General features: G+C 54.5%; 11 protein-coding genes. 3 read left to right on the top strand and 8 right to left on the bottom strand.

Annotated elements, in window-relative coordinates; genetic code table 11:
- Positions 1–76: 76 nt before the first annotated feature.
- The 3 genes from groL to ACZ52Z_RS12340 all read right to left on the bottom strand — a co-directional run bounded on the left by groL (position 77) and on the right by ACZ52Z_RS12340 (position 3,392).
- Positions 77–1,735: a chaperonin GroEL gene (gene groL / locus ACZ52Z_RS12350; protein WP_464267085.1), complete on the bottom strand. Its 1,659-nt coding sequence runs from the start codon at positions 1,733–1,735 to the stop codon at positions 77–79.
- Positions 1,736–1,768: 33 nt separating this feature from the next.
- Positions 1,769–2,059 carry a co-chaperone GroES gene (groES, locus tag ACZ52Z_RS12345; RefSeq protein WP_464267084.1) on the bottom strand — a complete coding sequence of 97 codons (291 nt, stop codon included), beginning with the start codon at positions 2,057–2,059 and terminating at the stop codon, positions 1,769–1,771.
- A 244-nt stretch (positions 2,060–2,303) separates the two neighbouring features.
- Entirely contained in the window at positions 2,304–3,392 is a 1,089-nt protein-coding gene (locus ACZ52Z_RS12340) for a branched-chain amino acid aminotransferase (RefSeq protein ID WP_464267083.1), read from the bottom strand.
- A gap of 134 nt (positions 3,393–3,526) precedes the next feature.
- Between ACZ52Z_RS12340 and ACZ52Z_RS12335 the strand changes: the two genes are divergently transcribed.
- Positions 3,527–4,744 (top strand): AI-2E family transporter, encoded by a 1,218-nt coding sequence (locus ACZ52Z_RS12335; RefSeq protein WP_464267082.1) that lies wholly within the window; start codon positions 3,527–3,529, stop codon positions 4,742–4,744.
- A 16-nt stretch (positions 4,745–4,760) separates the two neighbouring features.
- On the opposite strand, the gene ACZ52Z_RS12330 is transcribed toward ACZ52Z_RS12335, so the two are convergent.
- Positions 4,761–5,159 (bottom strand): hypothetical protein, encoded by a 399-nt coding sequence (locus ACZ52Z_RS12330; RefSeq protein WP_464267081.1) that lies wholly within the window; start codon positions 5,157–5,159, stop codon positions 4,761–4,763.
- Positions 5,160–5,795: 636 nt separating this feature from the next.
- On the opposite strand from ACZ52Z_RS12330, the gene pta reads away from it, so the two are divergent.
- Complete coding sequence (pta, locus tag ACZ52Z_RS12325) at positions 5,796–7,913, top strand: phosphate acetyltransferase (RefSeq protein WP_464267080.1); 2,118 nt, start codon at positions 5,796–5,798, stop codon at positions 7,911–7,913.
- A 71-nt stretch (positions 7,914–7,984) separates the two neighbouring features.
- Complete coding sequence (locus ACZ52Z_RS12320) at positions 7,985–9,193, top strand: acetate kinase (RefSeq protein WP_464267079.1); 1,209 nt, start codon at positions 7,985–7,987, stop codon at positions 9,191–9,193.
- Positions 9,194–9,207: 14 nt separating this feature from the next.
- Here ACZ52Z_RS12320 and ACZ52Z_RS12315 read toward each other — a convergent pair whose 3' ends face one another.
- The 4 genes from ACZ52Z_RS12315 to ACZ52Z_RS12300 form a co-directional block, all read right to left on the bottom strand.
- Positions 9,208–9,816, bottom strand: coding sequence for a methyltransferase family protein (locus tag ACZ52Z_RS12315; protein WP_464267078.1), 609 nt, complete (start codon positions 9,814–9,816; stop codon positions 9,208–9,210).
- 48 nt (positions 9,817–9,864) lie between these two features.
- On the bottom strand, positions 9,865–12,495 hold the full coding sequence (locus ACZ52Z_RS12310; protein WP_464267077.1) for a cytochrome ubiquinol oxidase subunit I: 2,631 nt from the start codon (positions 12,493–12,495) through the stop codon (positions 9,865–9,867).
- Positions 12,492–13,571 carry a hypothetical protein gene (locus tag ACZ52Z_RS12305; protein WP_464267076.1) on the bottom strand — a complete coding sequence of 360 codons (1,080 nt, stop codon included), beginning with the start codon at positions 13,569–13,571 and terminating at the stop codon, positions 12,492–12,494. Before ACZ52Z_RS12305 ends, ACZ52Z_RS12310 begins: the two co-directional genes overlap by 4 nt.
- Positions 13,572–13,711: 140 nt before the next feature.
- The gene (locus tag ACZ52Z_RS12300; RefSeq protein ID WP_464267075.1) at positions 13,712–13,900 is read right to left on the bottom strand and encodes a ferredoxin; all 189 of its coding nucleotides are present in this window, start codon (positions 13,898–13,900) and stop codon (positions 13,712–13,714) included.
- Positions 13,901–13,936: the final 36 nt, after the last annotated feature.

The following is a 13,936-nucleotide window of genomic DNA, read 5'->3' as shown; positions in this document are numbered from 1 at the left end:
GCAAAAAAGCGTTTTATCCTCCAGTCAGTGCTGAAGGATAAAACGCCTGGGTACTACCGGGTAGGGGCAAAGCAGCTTACATCATGCCGCCCATGCCGCCCATGCCGCCCATACCGCCTGGAGGCATGCCGCCGCCCATGCCGCCGGCGCCGCCATCTTCCTGCGGCTCTTCAGCGATCATGCACTCGGTGGTCAGCAGCAGGCCGGAAACGGATGCTGCGTTCTGCAGTGCAGAGCGGGTAACTTTGGCAGGATCGATAACACCTGCGGCAATCAGGTCTTCGTATTCTTCAGAGGCTGCGTTGAATCCGTTAGCGCCTTCCATGTTTTTCACATGCTCGACGATAACCGACTCTTCGCGACCGGCGTTGGCTGCGATCTGGCGTACAGGCTCTTCCAGGGCGCGAAAAATGATATTTTTGCCAAGGGCCTGCTCGCCGGGAAGTTCCAGGCTGTCCAGCACCTTGAGGCAGCGGAGATAGGCAACTCCACCACCGGGAACTACGCCTTCTTCAACAGCCGCCCGGGTAGCGTTGAGGGCATCTTCAACGCGGGCTTTTTTCTCTTTCATTTCCACTTCTGTTGCAGCGCCGACATTGATCACTGCCACACCGCCGATCAGCTTGGCAAGACGCTCCTGCAGCTTTTCACGGTCGTAGTCAGAGGTGGAGTCTTCGATCTGGGTACGGATCTGCTTGACGCGGGCAGCCAGCTGCTCTTTGTCGCCGGCACCGTCAATGATGGTGGTGTTGTCTTTGTCGACCACGATGCGCTTGGCAGTGCCAAGATCGTTGACGGTCACGTTTTCCAGCTTGATGCCGAGATCTTCGGTGATCACCTGACCACCGGTGAGGATGGCGATATCTTCGAGCATGGCTTTACGACGATCGCCAAAACCAGGAGCCTTGACTGCGGCAACGTTCAGGGTGCCTCGCAGCTTGTTGACCACCAGGGTGGCCAGTGCTTCGCCATCCACATCTTCTGCGATGATAAACAGCGGCTTGCCCATCTTGGCCACAGACTCGAGTACCGGCAGCAGGTCTTTCATGTTGGAGATCTTTTTCTCGTTGATGAGAATCAGCGGATCTTCCATGTTCACTTCCATCCGGTCAGGATCGGTCACGAAGTAGGGAGAGAGGTAGCCGCGATCAAACTGCATACCTTCAACAACGTCCAGGGAGGTTTCCATGGATTTCGCTTCTTCAACGGTGATGACCCCTTCTTTACCAACCTTGTCCATGGCCTCGGCGATGATGTTGCCGATGGTCTGGTCGTTGTTGGCGGAGATGGTGCCGACCTGGGCGATTTCCTTCTGCTCCTTGGTGGGGTTGGCAATGGACTTGAGCTCTGCAACAACCGCTTCAACACTGGCATCGATTCCACGCTTGATTTCCATCGGATTGGAACCGGCAGCTACCAGTTTGGCGCCTTCTTTGTAAATGGCCTGAGCAAGAACGGTGGCGGTGGTGGTTCCGTCACCAGCAACGTCAGAGGTCTTGGAAGCAACTTCCTTCACCATCTGCGCACCCATGTTCTCAAATTTGTCAGAGAGTTCGATCTCCTTGGCAACAGTTACACCGTCTTTGGTGATAACAGGGGCGCCAAAAGATTTCTCGATCAGAACATTTCGGCCTTTGGGGCCAAGGGTAACCTTAACAGCATTGGCAAGGGTGTTAACGCCGGCCAGCATCTTTTCGCGGGCTTTGGCGCCGTACTGTAATTCTTTTGCAGACATTGTGAATATCTCCTTCAGTTACGAATATATGATTTAAGCTTCAACTACGCCGAGAATGTCGTCTTCACGCATGATGAGGAAATCTTCTCCATCAAGCTTGACATCGGTTCCGCCGTATTTGGAGAAAAGAATGCGGTCGCCGACGGCAACGTCCATGGCGACACGATCTCCGGCATCGTTTAGCTTTCCGGGTCCGACGGCAACGATTTCGCCTTCAGCCGGCTTTTCCTTTGCTGAATCAGGAATGATGATTCCACCAGCGGTTTTTTCCTCTTCCTCCAGTCGCTTGACCAGAATACGATCATTCAATGGACGAATTTTCATAAGTAATCCTCCTCATACTGATTAGTCTGTGTACGATGTACTGTACGCTTTGATATACGAAAGAGCCCAGAGTGGTAATTACCCTGTTGTTCGCCCGTTATCGGCGGCTCCTGTTTTCAAACTGCGCAATATAATAGTGACGGTTGTTGAAAAATCAAGGGGAGGGGGGCGGAAAAAATTTTCCGCCCAACATCTTGAAATTAATTGATAAGTTTTTTGAAGTGGTGGTGCGGTTTTATTTTTTTCAGCTCACGGGAACTACCCAATCGTGGTGGTCTTCACGGTTGCCGAACTGGATACCCTGGAGTTCATCAAACAACCTTTGAGCAACCGGGCCGGTGGTACCGTTGTTGATCACATACTGGGTATCTCGGTAGGAAAATTCACCCACCGGGGCAATAACAGCGGCTGTGCCGGTACCGAAGCTTTCCTGCAGGGAGCCATCCTGGCAGGCCTGGACCACCTCGTCGATGGTTATTCGGCGTTCTTCCACCGGCATGCCCCAGTCGCTTGCAAGCCGGAGCACCGAATCACGGGTGATGCCGGGCAGGATAGAGCCTTGCAGCGGCGGAGTGATCAATACGTCATTTATAACAAAAAAGATATTGGATGTACCAACCTCTTCGATGTATTTGCGCTCCCGGGCGTCTAGCCACAACACCTGGGTATATCCCTTTTTCTGTGCTCCGATCTGGGCCTTGAGACTTGCCGCATAGTTGCCGGCGGTCTTGGCATCGCCGACCCCGCCAGGCACAGCACGGACGTACTCGTCTTCTATATAGATCTTGGTCGGACTGAATCCTTCCGCATAGTAGGCGCCAACCGGACAGTTGATGATAAAAAACAGGTACTCCTGGGCTGAACGCAGGCCAAGCATAGGTTCCGTGGCGATCATGGTCGGGCGGATATAGAGGCTTGCCCCCTGAGCGGAAGGGACCCATTCCCGATCAAGGTAAATCAATGCGCGCAGGACTTTGAGCACCTGCTCTTCAGGAAAACGCGGCATGCACATGCGCAGCGCCGAGCGGTTCATTCTGGCGAGGTTGTCCTGGGGACGAAAAAGCAGGATACGGTCGTCGCTGGAGCGATAGGCCTTGAGTCCTTCAAAGATGGCCTGCCCGTAGTGGAGCACCATTGCCGCCGGGTCAAGCTTGAGTTGTCGGAACGGTTCTATTCGGGCATCGTGCCATCCCTGCTCTTTGTTCCAGCGCATGGAAAACATATGGTCGGTAAATGTCTGCCCGAACCCCAGGTTGTCCTGATCTGGTTTTGGTCTCAATTGAGCTTCGGGTACTTTGTGTACCGCGATTTCAATGTCCTTGGTAATCATCATGTCCTCGTAGGTAATGCTTTATCAGTACGGAATTCTTGAACCTGCCCATGAGATAGGCTGGCAATAATTGCATCCATGCTTTATGGTCTTGGGCTATGGTACATCAGCAAAATGAAAAAAAAAGGGAGACGGCAGTGCCTGAAAAGACCAGAGCTGTGCATATTGCGCGCGCCCTTTCCCCGGTGCAGGCAAAGTTCTTTATTTTTATCTTTCTCCTCTCCGCTCTCATGCTTGGCTGGGTGCTGTGGCCTTTTGGGCAGTTGCTGATTCTGGCCTTCCTTTTGGCGGGAATTTTTCGGCCCATCTACAGCTGGCTCAACCGGTGGGTTTCGGCCTGGTTGGCCTCCCTTCTGACCTGCGGGCTGATAACCCTGATTGTCTTTGTCCCGCTTACTTTCTGCGTGGGTGCGATCTCTTCAGAGGCGTTGAACCTCTATCATCTCGGCAAGGACACTAATGTACTGCTCAAATTGCCGCAAGTCATCCAAAATAATACCTGGGTGCAGCAGTTGCAGGCACTGCTTGTCGGTTACGGGGTCAACTTTGAACCTCCTGATATTGCCGAACTTGTCTCCAATGTCAGCAAGACGGTAGGGATGTTCATCTATACCAAGGCCTCGGCGTGGGCAGCCAATATTATGAGCTTTGCCTGGCAGTTCTGCGTCCTGATCTTGGTGGTTTTCTTCCTGTTGATAGAGATGGACAAGCTTATTGACTTCCTGACTATCCTCTCCCCTTTGCCTGATGACCAGGACCGGTTGCTGATGACCAAGTTCATGGAAATTGCCGGTGTCATTCTCGTCGGCAATGGGCTGAGCGGCCTTTTTCAGGGAACGGTAGGCGGTGTTTTTTTTACCCTGCTGGGGTTGAAGTCGCCGGTGCTGTGGGGGGCGGTTATGGCTGTATTGGCCTTTTTACCGATTTTTGGGATCGGCCTGGTTCTCCTGCCCACCGCCATCATCCTGTTGCTCAATGGTATGGTCATCAAGGCGTTGATGACTGTCGTGTTTTACATGGTGCTTTCGTTTTCAGTGGAATACCTGATTAAACCGAAGTTTGTCGGGAGCCAGGTGAAAATGCATACCCTGTTGGTGTTTTTAGCTATTATTGGTGGGATGAGTCTTTTTGGCGTACTGGGGATTATATATGGTCCCTTGATCGTTACAGCGTTTTTGACCCTTTCCGATATGTACCTTCACGAATATCGGACCGTTATCGATAACGGGAGCACCAGCGTTGCCGGTGGCGGCTACTCCCCGGAGCAGAGGGAGCAGGCCGCGTACGTTGGACTTGTCCGCAGGGAGGACGCCATCTCTTCCCCGCACATGACAGACAAGCGAAAGAGCGTTTAAGCCCATGAAGGCCCAACTACTGCATGGGCGTGAGGGAAAGCGCGAGGTCCTGTCGTGTCGGGCTGGAATGAGGATTTCCGTCGAATTTCAGCCGAATCCCCTCCCTATTGAGCACCATCTCTAAAAAATTTCTTCTCTTGTACTCGCCGTCGTAAAGTATGGTGGTTTGCACAGCCTTGCGTCGTTGGCCTGATGGCTGGCTGAGTTGGTGGAGTAATTTGTACATTTTAAACAGGGAGTTATTTTCCAGCAATCGGGTTGCTCGTAAATCTATGATCAGGGAGTGGCACGATGGCTTGGTCAATTCCCTGCGGCCTGTGCCAAAGAGGGTGTGTGCCTCTGCATGGTCCATTTCTCCGATTGCGGTTATCCTTACCACACCAGTGTCCGTTCGCTGTACCCGTATATCGTGCATTGTCTTCTCTCTGCGTTAAACGAGGATTGATTGAAAGCCGAGTCTTTTTCTTTTCTTCACTCTTTGGCCAGCGTTGCATTAAACCTCTCATCCGTTTCCTTTACAATAAAGCTCCCTGTTGCCATATCCCAGTAAATGTCCGGTAAGGAATTGTTGGCTGCCGGATTATGGGCATGATGGTGAGGACAGTTGTTCTCCACCGGTCGCTCTGGTTAATGGATCAAGCCGGCACTTTTTGGGGTGTGCAAGGAACAGTTCAGGGAGGACGGAAGACCCAAGGCCTTGCTCCTCTTGCCCTAACCTTTTGATTTTGCAGCGGTGATGAGCGCAAAGAACTTTGGGCAGGGAAAGGAAATGCTGTTTACATTTAGAGGCTGATGCGGGTAGTGTGCCTATACTCCTGTTTTGAGGTTGTAAAAAGCGTTGAATGGTGTACATTGGTACTACCAATAAAATTGGGCTTTGGTTGCTGATTGAGGCAAGGATCCCTGAATGGTGCTTTTTTATGCGCATCCGGCCGACGGTGACAAAGCCAACTTGCTGGTATGCTGAACATTCCGCAATCGTTTCCGGTAGTTTAATAGCTCCGGGTTTTTTTTGTTTAATTCAAGGTGTTTTGTCACATCGAGGACCAACATGTCGAATAATCTTTATATCACGGCTGCAGAGGAACGAAGCGGCAAGTCGGCAATTGTACTGGGGGTGATGCAGATCATCCTCAAACAGGTTGGACGGATAGCTTTTTTCCGGCCTATTATTAACGACGCTGTTTTTGGCCGCCATGACCATGATCTGGAGCTGGTGCTGAAATACTTCAAGCTGGAAATACCCTATGAGGAGAGCTATGCCTTTACCATCAGTCAGGCCCGCCAGCTGATAACCTCCGGCCAGGAAGAAGTGCTGATTGAAGAGATTCTTAAAAAATATAAGGACCTGGAGAAGAAATATGATTTCGTTCTCTGCGAGGGCACAGACTTCAGAGGCAAGGATGCTAATTTCGAATTTGAGCTGAATGCCAGCATAGCGCTCAACCTGGGCGCTTCGGTGTTGGCAGTGGCCTCGGGAAGAAACAAGCAGACCGAAGAAATCTGCGCCCATACGGCAATAACCATAGATACTCTGGAAGAGAAAGGGGTTGAGCTGGCGGGTTGCATTATCAACCGGGCGCCGGAGGGATTTTTAGAAGAAACGGCCGGCAATATTAAATGTATGGCCCAGTTTAACCGCGATCTTCCCCTCTATGTTATCCCCGAACACAAGGCCCTCGGCAACCCCACGGTCGATGATGTCAGGCGGTGGCTGGGCGCGGAGGTACTCTACGGCGAATCGAGCATGCTGACGCTGGTGGACAATTACCTGGTTGCAGCAATGCAGATCGGCAACTTTCTCGAGTACCTCAAACCCGGCAGCCTGATCATTACTCCGGGCGATCGTTCCGATATTATCATCGCCAGTCTGGCCTCCAGGATTTCCAGCGCCTATCCGAATATTGCCGGCATCGTGATTACCGGCGGCATCGATTTGCGTCCCAGTGTGAAAGCCCTGCTCAAGGGCTGGACCGGTATCCCGATTCCGGTACTCTTCGTGGAATCCCATACCTATGATACGGTCCAGAGTGTAAACGAACTCTATGGGCGGATTGAACCAGGGGATGACAAGCGGATTGCCACAGCCATGGGATGGTTTAATCAGCATGTCGACGTGCAGGAGCTAGGCCAGCGGGTCGTCTCCAGGCGCTCGACGCGGATCACCCCGAGAATGTTTGAGTACTCGCTGGTTGAGAAGGCCTCCAGTGATCGTCAGCACATTGTTCTGCCCGAGGGCCATGGAGAACGAATCCTCCAGGCCACGGATATTATTCTCCGCCGGGGCATTGCCGACGTGACCCTGCTGGGACGCGAAAATGAAATAGGCATCAAGGCGGCAGGTCTTGGCGTGAATATCGAAGGGGCGAGCATTGTCGACCCCGCCTCCTCTCCCCATTACGAGGACTTTGTTGCAACCTATTTCGAAGCGAGAAAACATAAGGGCATTGTGCTTGATGTGGCCCGGGACCGGATGTCCGACCCGACCTATTTCGGCACCATGATGGTACACAAAGGCTGTGCGGATGGCATGGTCTCCGGCTCGGTGACTACCACTGCCCAGACCATCCGGCCGGCGTTTGAATTTGTCAAGACCAAGCCTGGAGTGTCAGTGGTCTCCTCCATTTTTATCATGTGCTTTCAGAGCAAGGTGCTTGCCTTTGGCGACTGCGCGGTTGTACCCAATCCAAATGCCCAGCAGTTGGCGGAAATTGCCATCTCCTCAGCTGAGACTGCCAAAATCTTCAACATTGAGCCGCGAGTGGCAATGCTGAGTTATTCCACCGGCGGGTCAGGCAGCGGTCAGGACGTGGAGAAGGTGATTGAGGCGACAACCATTGCCAAACAGCTGATCGCGGAGCGTGGGCTCGATATTCCGCTGGAAGGCCCTCTGCAGTATGATGCCGCATTCGACCTTGAAGTGGCAAAGGTCAAATCCCCGGATTCGGTGGTGGCCGGGAGGGCGACCGTTTTTATTTTCCCCGATCTCAACACCGGCAACAACACCTACAAGGCCGTGCAGCGGGCGGCAAATGCCATTGCCATGGGGCCTGTGCTTCAGGGGCTCAATAAGCCGGTGAACGATCTTTCCCGTGGATGTACAGTGCACGATATCGTTGATACCGTTGCCCTGACCGCTATTCAAGCGCAACAGATTGAAAAGGCATAGGGCCGCGCACCGATCTACGCCGGTTGTCGGTCCAGCCGTAAACACAAAGATACTTACCCGTTGGAGTTGGTATGAAAATACTTGTTATTAATTCAGGAAGTTCCTCGATCAAGTACCAGGTGCTCGATATGGAGGAAGAGCTGGTACTGGCATCCGGGCTGGTGGAGCGCATCGGTGAGCCTGTGGGCAACCTGGTGACCAAGTTTCACCCGGGCACGGAGCGCGAAAACAAAGTCAGCCGGGAGCAGCAGGTAGCTGACCACGAGCAGGGCATGCTGGCCGCCATTGCCATGCTGACCGACGAGGAGGTCGGCATAATCGAGGATGCCGCAGAGATCGATGCCATTGGCCATCGGGTTGTGCATGGCGGCGAGGATTTTCATGAGCCCACCATCATCACCGAGCCTGTCCTGGAGGCCATTACCGCCAATATCCCGTTGGCGCCGCTGCACAATCCGGCAAACCTGGACGGGATCAAGGTGGCAATGGATCTTTTTGCGGAGGTGCCGCAGGTGGCGGTATTTGACACCGCTTTTCACCAGTCTATGCCCGAGCGTGCCTACATGTATGCTTTGCCCTACGAATACTACAGCGAGGACAGGGTCCGGCGGTACGGGTTCCACGGCACTTCGCATAAATTCGTGGCAAGCGAAGCCGCCAGAATACTCAACAAACCCCTGGAGGCGTGCAACCTGATTACTGTCCATCTGGGAAATGGGTGTTCGATGACCGCAGTGGAAAACGGTCGGAGCATTGATACCTCTCTCGGCATGACCCCGTTGGAAGGGCTGGTCATGGGGACCCGGTCAGGTGATGTCGATCCGGCCATCCATACCTTTCTTTACCGCAACAAGGGGATGAACCTTGACCAGATCGATACCGTGCTCAACAAAGAGTCCGGCCTCAAGGGACTGTGCGGTATGAACGATATGCGCGACATCCATGCAGCCATTGCGGCGGGCAACCCTCGGGCCAAGGTCGCACTGGAGGTCCAGACCTATCGCAACAAAAAGTATATCGGTGCATATATGGCTGTGCTGGGCAGGGTGGACGGCATCGTCTTTACTGCCGGTATCGGTGAGAACGACCCGGATGTGCGGTCCCTCAGTTTGCAGGGGTTGGAGAATTTTGGCATAGAGCTGGATCCGGTGGCCAATGACCAGCGAGTAGCAGTGCCTACCCGTATCAGTAGCGAGGCCAGCGCAATTCCTGTGTACGTGATCCCTACGAACGAGGAGTTGGCCATAGCCCGGGAAACCCGGCAGCTGGTCCAGGGGTAGTTGCTCGGTTGGCTTCATCTCCAAGGGAAGAGCATAGGCACCCGTCGGCAATAGTCGCGGTACGGGTGCCCCAGTTGACGCTTTAACCTGCGTTCCTCAAGGACGGTCCCGACAAGAAAGTAGCCGGTAAGCAGGAGACGTACCGGCAGGTTCACCGTTGTCAGCGGGCCCATTGCCCACAAAAGCACTATGCCGCCGCTGTACCAGGGGTGGCGTACCCTTTGCAGGACCCCGCGGTCGTGAAACACCTGCGAACCTGGGGGCTTGCCCGCCCGGTAGTCGTTCCACTGCCGTATTCCAAGAAAAAAATCCATATCATAGGCCCGGGCGCCGCCGTAAAACATCAGGGCCGCGTACAGGAGGAGGACCGCCTGGAGTATTCTCCACGGCCCTGAAAAATCAAAGACCACGGTTTGCGGTGCCACCAGGGTCAAAGCAGCCACCGGCAAGAGGGAGAGCAGGGCAAACAGCGAGTAGCACAGACGGTAGGCGCCGGTCAGGGCAGGGTGTAATGAACAGAGCCGGCGCTTGACCGACGAATGGATGAGCAGGCTGTGCAACAGGCACCAGAGTACCCAGAGGAGAAGGATGGTGACCATGGGGTGAGGAAGAAGCCGCGCCACTAAAAACGCGGTGACGGCACACCTGCCACCACCGCGTAGCCAGCCGGCTTACTGGTTGCGAAACTCGCGCAGCATATTGGGATGATGCATTTCATACTCCATGTCAATGGTGTGGCACACCGCGCAGTTGCTGTTGGAGCCGATGGGTAGGGTGTTGCCCTGGTACTGCAGGGGTTGGAGGTTGTGTACCTGCTCCCCGTAATCATTGGCCGCAGGGTAAACGGCATGGGGGCTGCCGTGACAGGCGGCGCAGCGAATCGAGCCGCTGTCATCGGTTCGGTTTCTGTACAGCTCGGTTTCGTCGGTTGTCCATTGATTGAGCGTGATGTCGGTTTCCGGCGCCTCAAAATCCACATGGCAGTTGAGGCAGTCAGGCTGACCGATCCAGGGACGACGGGGAGTAATTTCGCCGCTATCCATGGTAGCCACCTGTTCAAGGTGACTGATCAGCCCTTGGGCATGGCTGCGGCCATCGGCTTTTTCCCCGTTGAGCAGGCTGAGGGCGTGCTCTTCCATGGTCCCGTGGCAGCTGGTGCAATCCAGGCCGATCTCGTTGTGGATCCCGCGCAGCTTCTGCGTTGCTCCTGCCGGAGATGAGGGGTGACAGAGGGCGCACGACTCCGCGCCCTGGCCGCTGAGGTAGACTGCATGAAATCCGTGGATAGCGGCAGAGAGATTGAGTACGCCCCCGGTCTCGGCTGCATCTGCCTGCTCGGCATGGCAGCTTCGGCAGTGCTTGGGTTCGCCCGCTGCCGCGAGAGCGGCAAGATCGGTGCCGCTCATTCGGTCATGGGCAACTAAAATGTTGTGGGCAGTGGTCGAGGTAAAACCGGCCCTGTCCTCAACTCGCCATTGACCGCCATGGCACTGGTTGCATCCCATTTCAGTGGCTGCCGGAGCTGTAACCATGGTCTGGGCGAGCAGAGTTCCGCTTGCATCCCGTGCCTCAAGGGTGACGACCGGGTAGGGATCATAACCTGATCTGGTGTAGGGCACTACCGGCAGCTGTTCGGCACTGAAATAGCCATCTTCAACCTGCATGGTTCCCTGCAACCCATTGCCGGTCAGTCCAATATTGGGTTCCGGACGTTTGCCGAAAAGCACTTCAGCCGTGTCCCAGAAGTCCACTTGTTCCGATGGCGTGGAAAAGGCAGGCTCCACCGCATAGGTAAGGACAACATCGTCGGTCACTATCTCCGGAGTTTCCCCCCGCAGAATCAGCTGGGCATGTATGGTGTTGCCGGGCGGCTGCATCGCCCAATGGGCATAGGTGTCGCTGAAGGTATGCATGCCGAGGGTGTTCCAGGCCAGCAGGAGATGGGTAGCGGTCTCGGTGTCAAAGGGCGGAAGGTCCACTTGCTTTTCGGTAAGAGTGAGAGGACTCATCCCGTCTGATCGGCCGTTGAGGCCAAAGGCGATGAAGGAGGCCAGTGCATAGCGCTCTTCCTCGGTGCCGGCAAAAGGCGGCATGTAGGGGTGGAAATATTGGAGCCCGCTGATCATGGCGTCTAATCCTGAAGGCGTGAATCCGACAGTCGCTTTTTGTATATCGTGCATGGGGCCGCCAATGCTGTGGCAGGAGGAACACAGAATATTAAAGACCTCCCGCCCCGCCGCCAGCCGGTTGTCGTCGGTAATCGAGGCATGGCGGCTCCATTTGGCGGTGGTAAGGAGCCCCTGCTGGTTGATAGCCTCTACCTGAGCGGGATAGATGGCGTTGGAGTACATGTAGTCGTAGATGATATACGGTTTACGGCCGCCTTCGCGCAGAAATTCAAAAGACCCCATGTAGAGGAGTCCTATGAACAGCATGACCAGAGCAATGGGGCGAGTGACGGCTCTGGGCAGGCGAATGGCCAGCAGGAGGCCGCCAAACACCAGTATCGGCGATATCCAAATAAATCCCTTGATGTAGGGCGTCATGGCCGGCATCTGCTCAAACAGCATCTGGTGTACCTGCGGCGGCAGAGCTGCTTTGTACCAGAAGGCGGAAAAGAGAAACAGAACAAACGGTATGAGCAGCCACAAGGCGGCAAAACGGGTCATGGTAATGCGCAGCGTGCTGTTTTTGCTCCACGTGGCCGTAACAAATCCAAAAAGCCCGGCAATGAGCAGGGCGAAAAAGGTCCGAAAGGCCAATGCCGGCCAGAAGGTGGGGTTAAAAAAGCCAGACCAGAAATTACGGTTTTCTACCCAGCTGCCGGGAGTGAGCATAAAATCGATGATGCCGTTGATAATGAACAGCGACATCCAGGCTGCGCCAAAGTAGATCCAGCCGATGATCAGGTGGTGCCGCCGCTGCATGGTGCGGAAGCCATAGTAGTAGATGAACAGGGCGACTATTTCAATCACGAAAAAGACCCATTCCGAGGCCCAGCCAAAGACAAAGGTATGGATCAGTACCGATGTTGCCGCTGGTTGGAGCAGGGAAATGGTAAACCAAATCCCGACCCCGGTGATGCCGCCGGCCACCATGGTGATCAACAGGAAGAACGCGGTATGTTTTCGGACATACTCCAGCATGGCGGAGTCATTATCCCGATAGGCTTTGAGTTCGGTGAGGACGAGAAACAGGCCGCCGCCCACGGCAAAATGGGAAATATAGACATGGAAAACGGCAATGGCGGCAATCAGCAGGCCACCGCCTAAAAAATCCAGCTGCCAGACAGGGTAGTTCATGACTGTACCTCCTGCTTGTCGGTTCCGGAAAAGGCCAGGCGCAACATCCAGGCAATGATCAGGACGCCGCCGGCGAAAAACAGAAGAAAAACGACCAGCGGACTGTAGGCAGGCTCCACAGTGAGCTCACTCGGGGAAAACCAGGGTTGCAGGTAGAGGGTACGCAGCATGTCTCTGGTGAGAATCATGAAAATAATCGCGGTCAGCAGAGCATACAAGGCAGGAAGTACCCGGGTACTGAGCGCGAGGAGAACGGCGATCACCGCGGCCACAATACCGGCTCCGAGAAAAACGAGAAAAAAGATGCCGGGTATGGATTGCATGGTGACCAGGCCCCTGGGGAGGGACCCGAGGAACCAGGCGCCGATAGCGAAGTTGGCAAAGGTGGCATAGGCAAACCACCGGCACCCGTACCCGACCCAGCGGGCGGCTTCCTGGTCACCCTTCTTTTGTCTGTAGGAGAAGTAGAGCCCAATACTCAGACCGCCGACAGCGACCGCCGAAGTCATGAAGTGCAGATACCGGGGCCAGATGGTGGGGTCGGCCAGGTTGAGGAGAAAACCGGAGGGACGATCAAAATACCGCACCCATGTTTCCGGATGAAGCATCAGGGTAAAGTTGTTGCTGAAAAAGAAACCGATCACCAGCAACAGGGCGGTAATGGAGCCGGCAAGCAGAAAGCGGCCGCCTTGCAGACGATGGTGGTTGTATTTATAGAGGTAGGCAAGGTAGTAGGCCGCGATCAGCAATCCGATGACGGACAGCCAGAACGTCCCCATCAGGATGGAGCTGGCATACACCAGGTGACCGTAGATTACCTGGACAAAAAGCAGTGGTGCAACGCCGAAGTTGACGGCAAAGGCAATGGAAAAGGGGAGTTTGTCGGCAACCGCTTCAGTAGGCGGAATCGCTCCGCCGTCACGCAGCAGATGGTTGACCGCGGCAATGAACACCGTCCCCAGCATTGCGTTCATGAGCAGGATATGCATGGTGAAGGTGACAAGAAGCAGGATGCGGAACCAGCTCCAGTGAACAGGTATGGCATCCGGAGTGGGGATGAGGGTTGCGGGATCCATAAAAGGCCTCCTTATGTTGGAACCTGACTGCGACGGCGACTGAAAAGCCCTGCTGGATGTGCTGCCCCTTGAACACGGAAGAACACCGCACGGCCCTCTAAGGCGCCTCAACGCTTTTTCTGATCAAGTGGTCGGTGAAGTCATTCCTTAATTTCGATGCATTTTTCGGGGCAATAGGCAGCTGCCTCGCGAATGGCATCGGTCACTTCCTGATCAGGATCAATCAGCTCTACCTTGCCGGTATGTTGATTGAGTTCAAAAACATCCGGGCACATCTCTATGCAGGTTTTACAGGCGCTGCACAGGTAGGTATCAATAAGTATTTTCATGGGGACTCCGATGCACGCCCGTCAGCGGCAGGTTGA

This window comes from Desulfogranum aggregans, assembly GCF_055398265.1.
Note: the sequence above shows the minus strand (reverse complement) of the source record. Positions and strands in the feature narration are given on the sequence as shown.

What these genes read in the sequence shown, in the direction of transcription:
- ACZ52Z_RS12320 (WP_464267079.1), top strand. Translation starts at nt 7,985, where the DNA reads ATGAAAATACTTGTTATTAATTCAGGAAGTTCCTCGATCAAGTACCAG.
- ACZ52Z_RS12340 (WP_464267083.1), bottom strand. Translation starts at nt 3,392, where the DNA reads ATGATGATTACCAAGGACATTGAAATCGCGGTACACAAAGTACCCGAA.
- ACZ52Z_RS12330 (WP_464267081.1), bottom strand. Translation starts at nt 5,159, where the DNA reads ATGCACGATATACGGGTACAGCGAACGGACACTGGTGTGGTAAGGATA.
- ACZ52Z_RS12305 (WP_464267076.1), bottom strand. Translation starts at nt 13,571, where the DNA reads ATGGATCCCGCAACCCTCATCCCCACTCCGGATGCCATACCTGTTCAC.
- groES (WP_464267084.1), bottom strand. Translation starts at nt 2,059, where the DNA reads ATGAAAATTCGTCCATTGAATGATCGTATTCTGGTCAAGCGACTGGAG.
- ACZ52Z_RS12310 (WP_464267077.1), bottom strand. Translation starts at nt 12,495, where the DNA reads ATGAACTACCCTGTCTGGCAGCTGGATTTTTTAGGCGGTGGCCTGCTG.
- pta (WP_464267080.1), top strand. Translation starts at nt 5,796, where the DNA reads ATGTCGAATAATCTTTATATCACGGCTGCAGAGGAACGAAGCGGCAAG.
- ACZ52Z_RS12300 (WP_464267075.1), bottom strand. Translation starts at nt 13,900, where the DNA reads ATGAAAATACTTATTGATACCTACCTGTGCAGCGCCTGTAAAACCTGC.
- groL (WP_464267085.1), bottom strand. Translation starts at nt 1,735, where the DNA reads ATGTCTGCAAAAGAATTACAGTACGGCGCCAAAGCCCGCGAAAAGATG.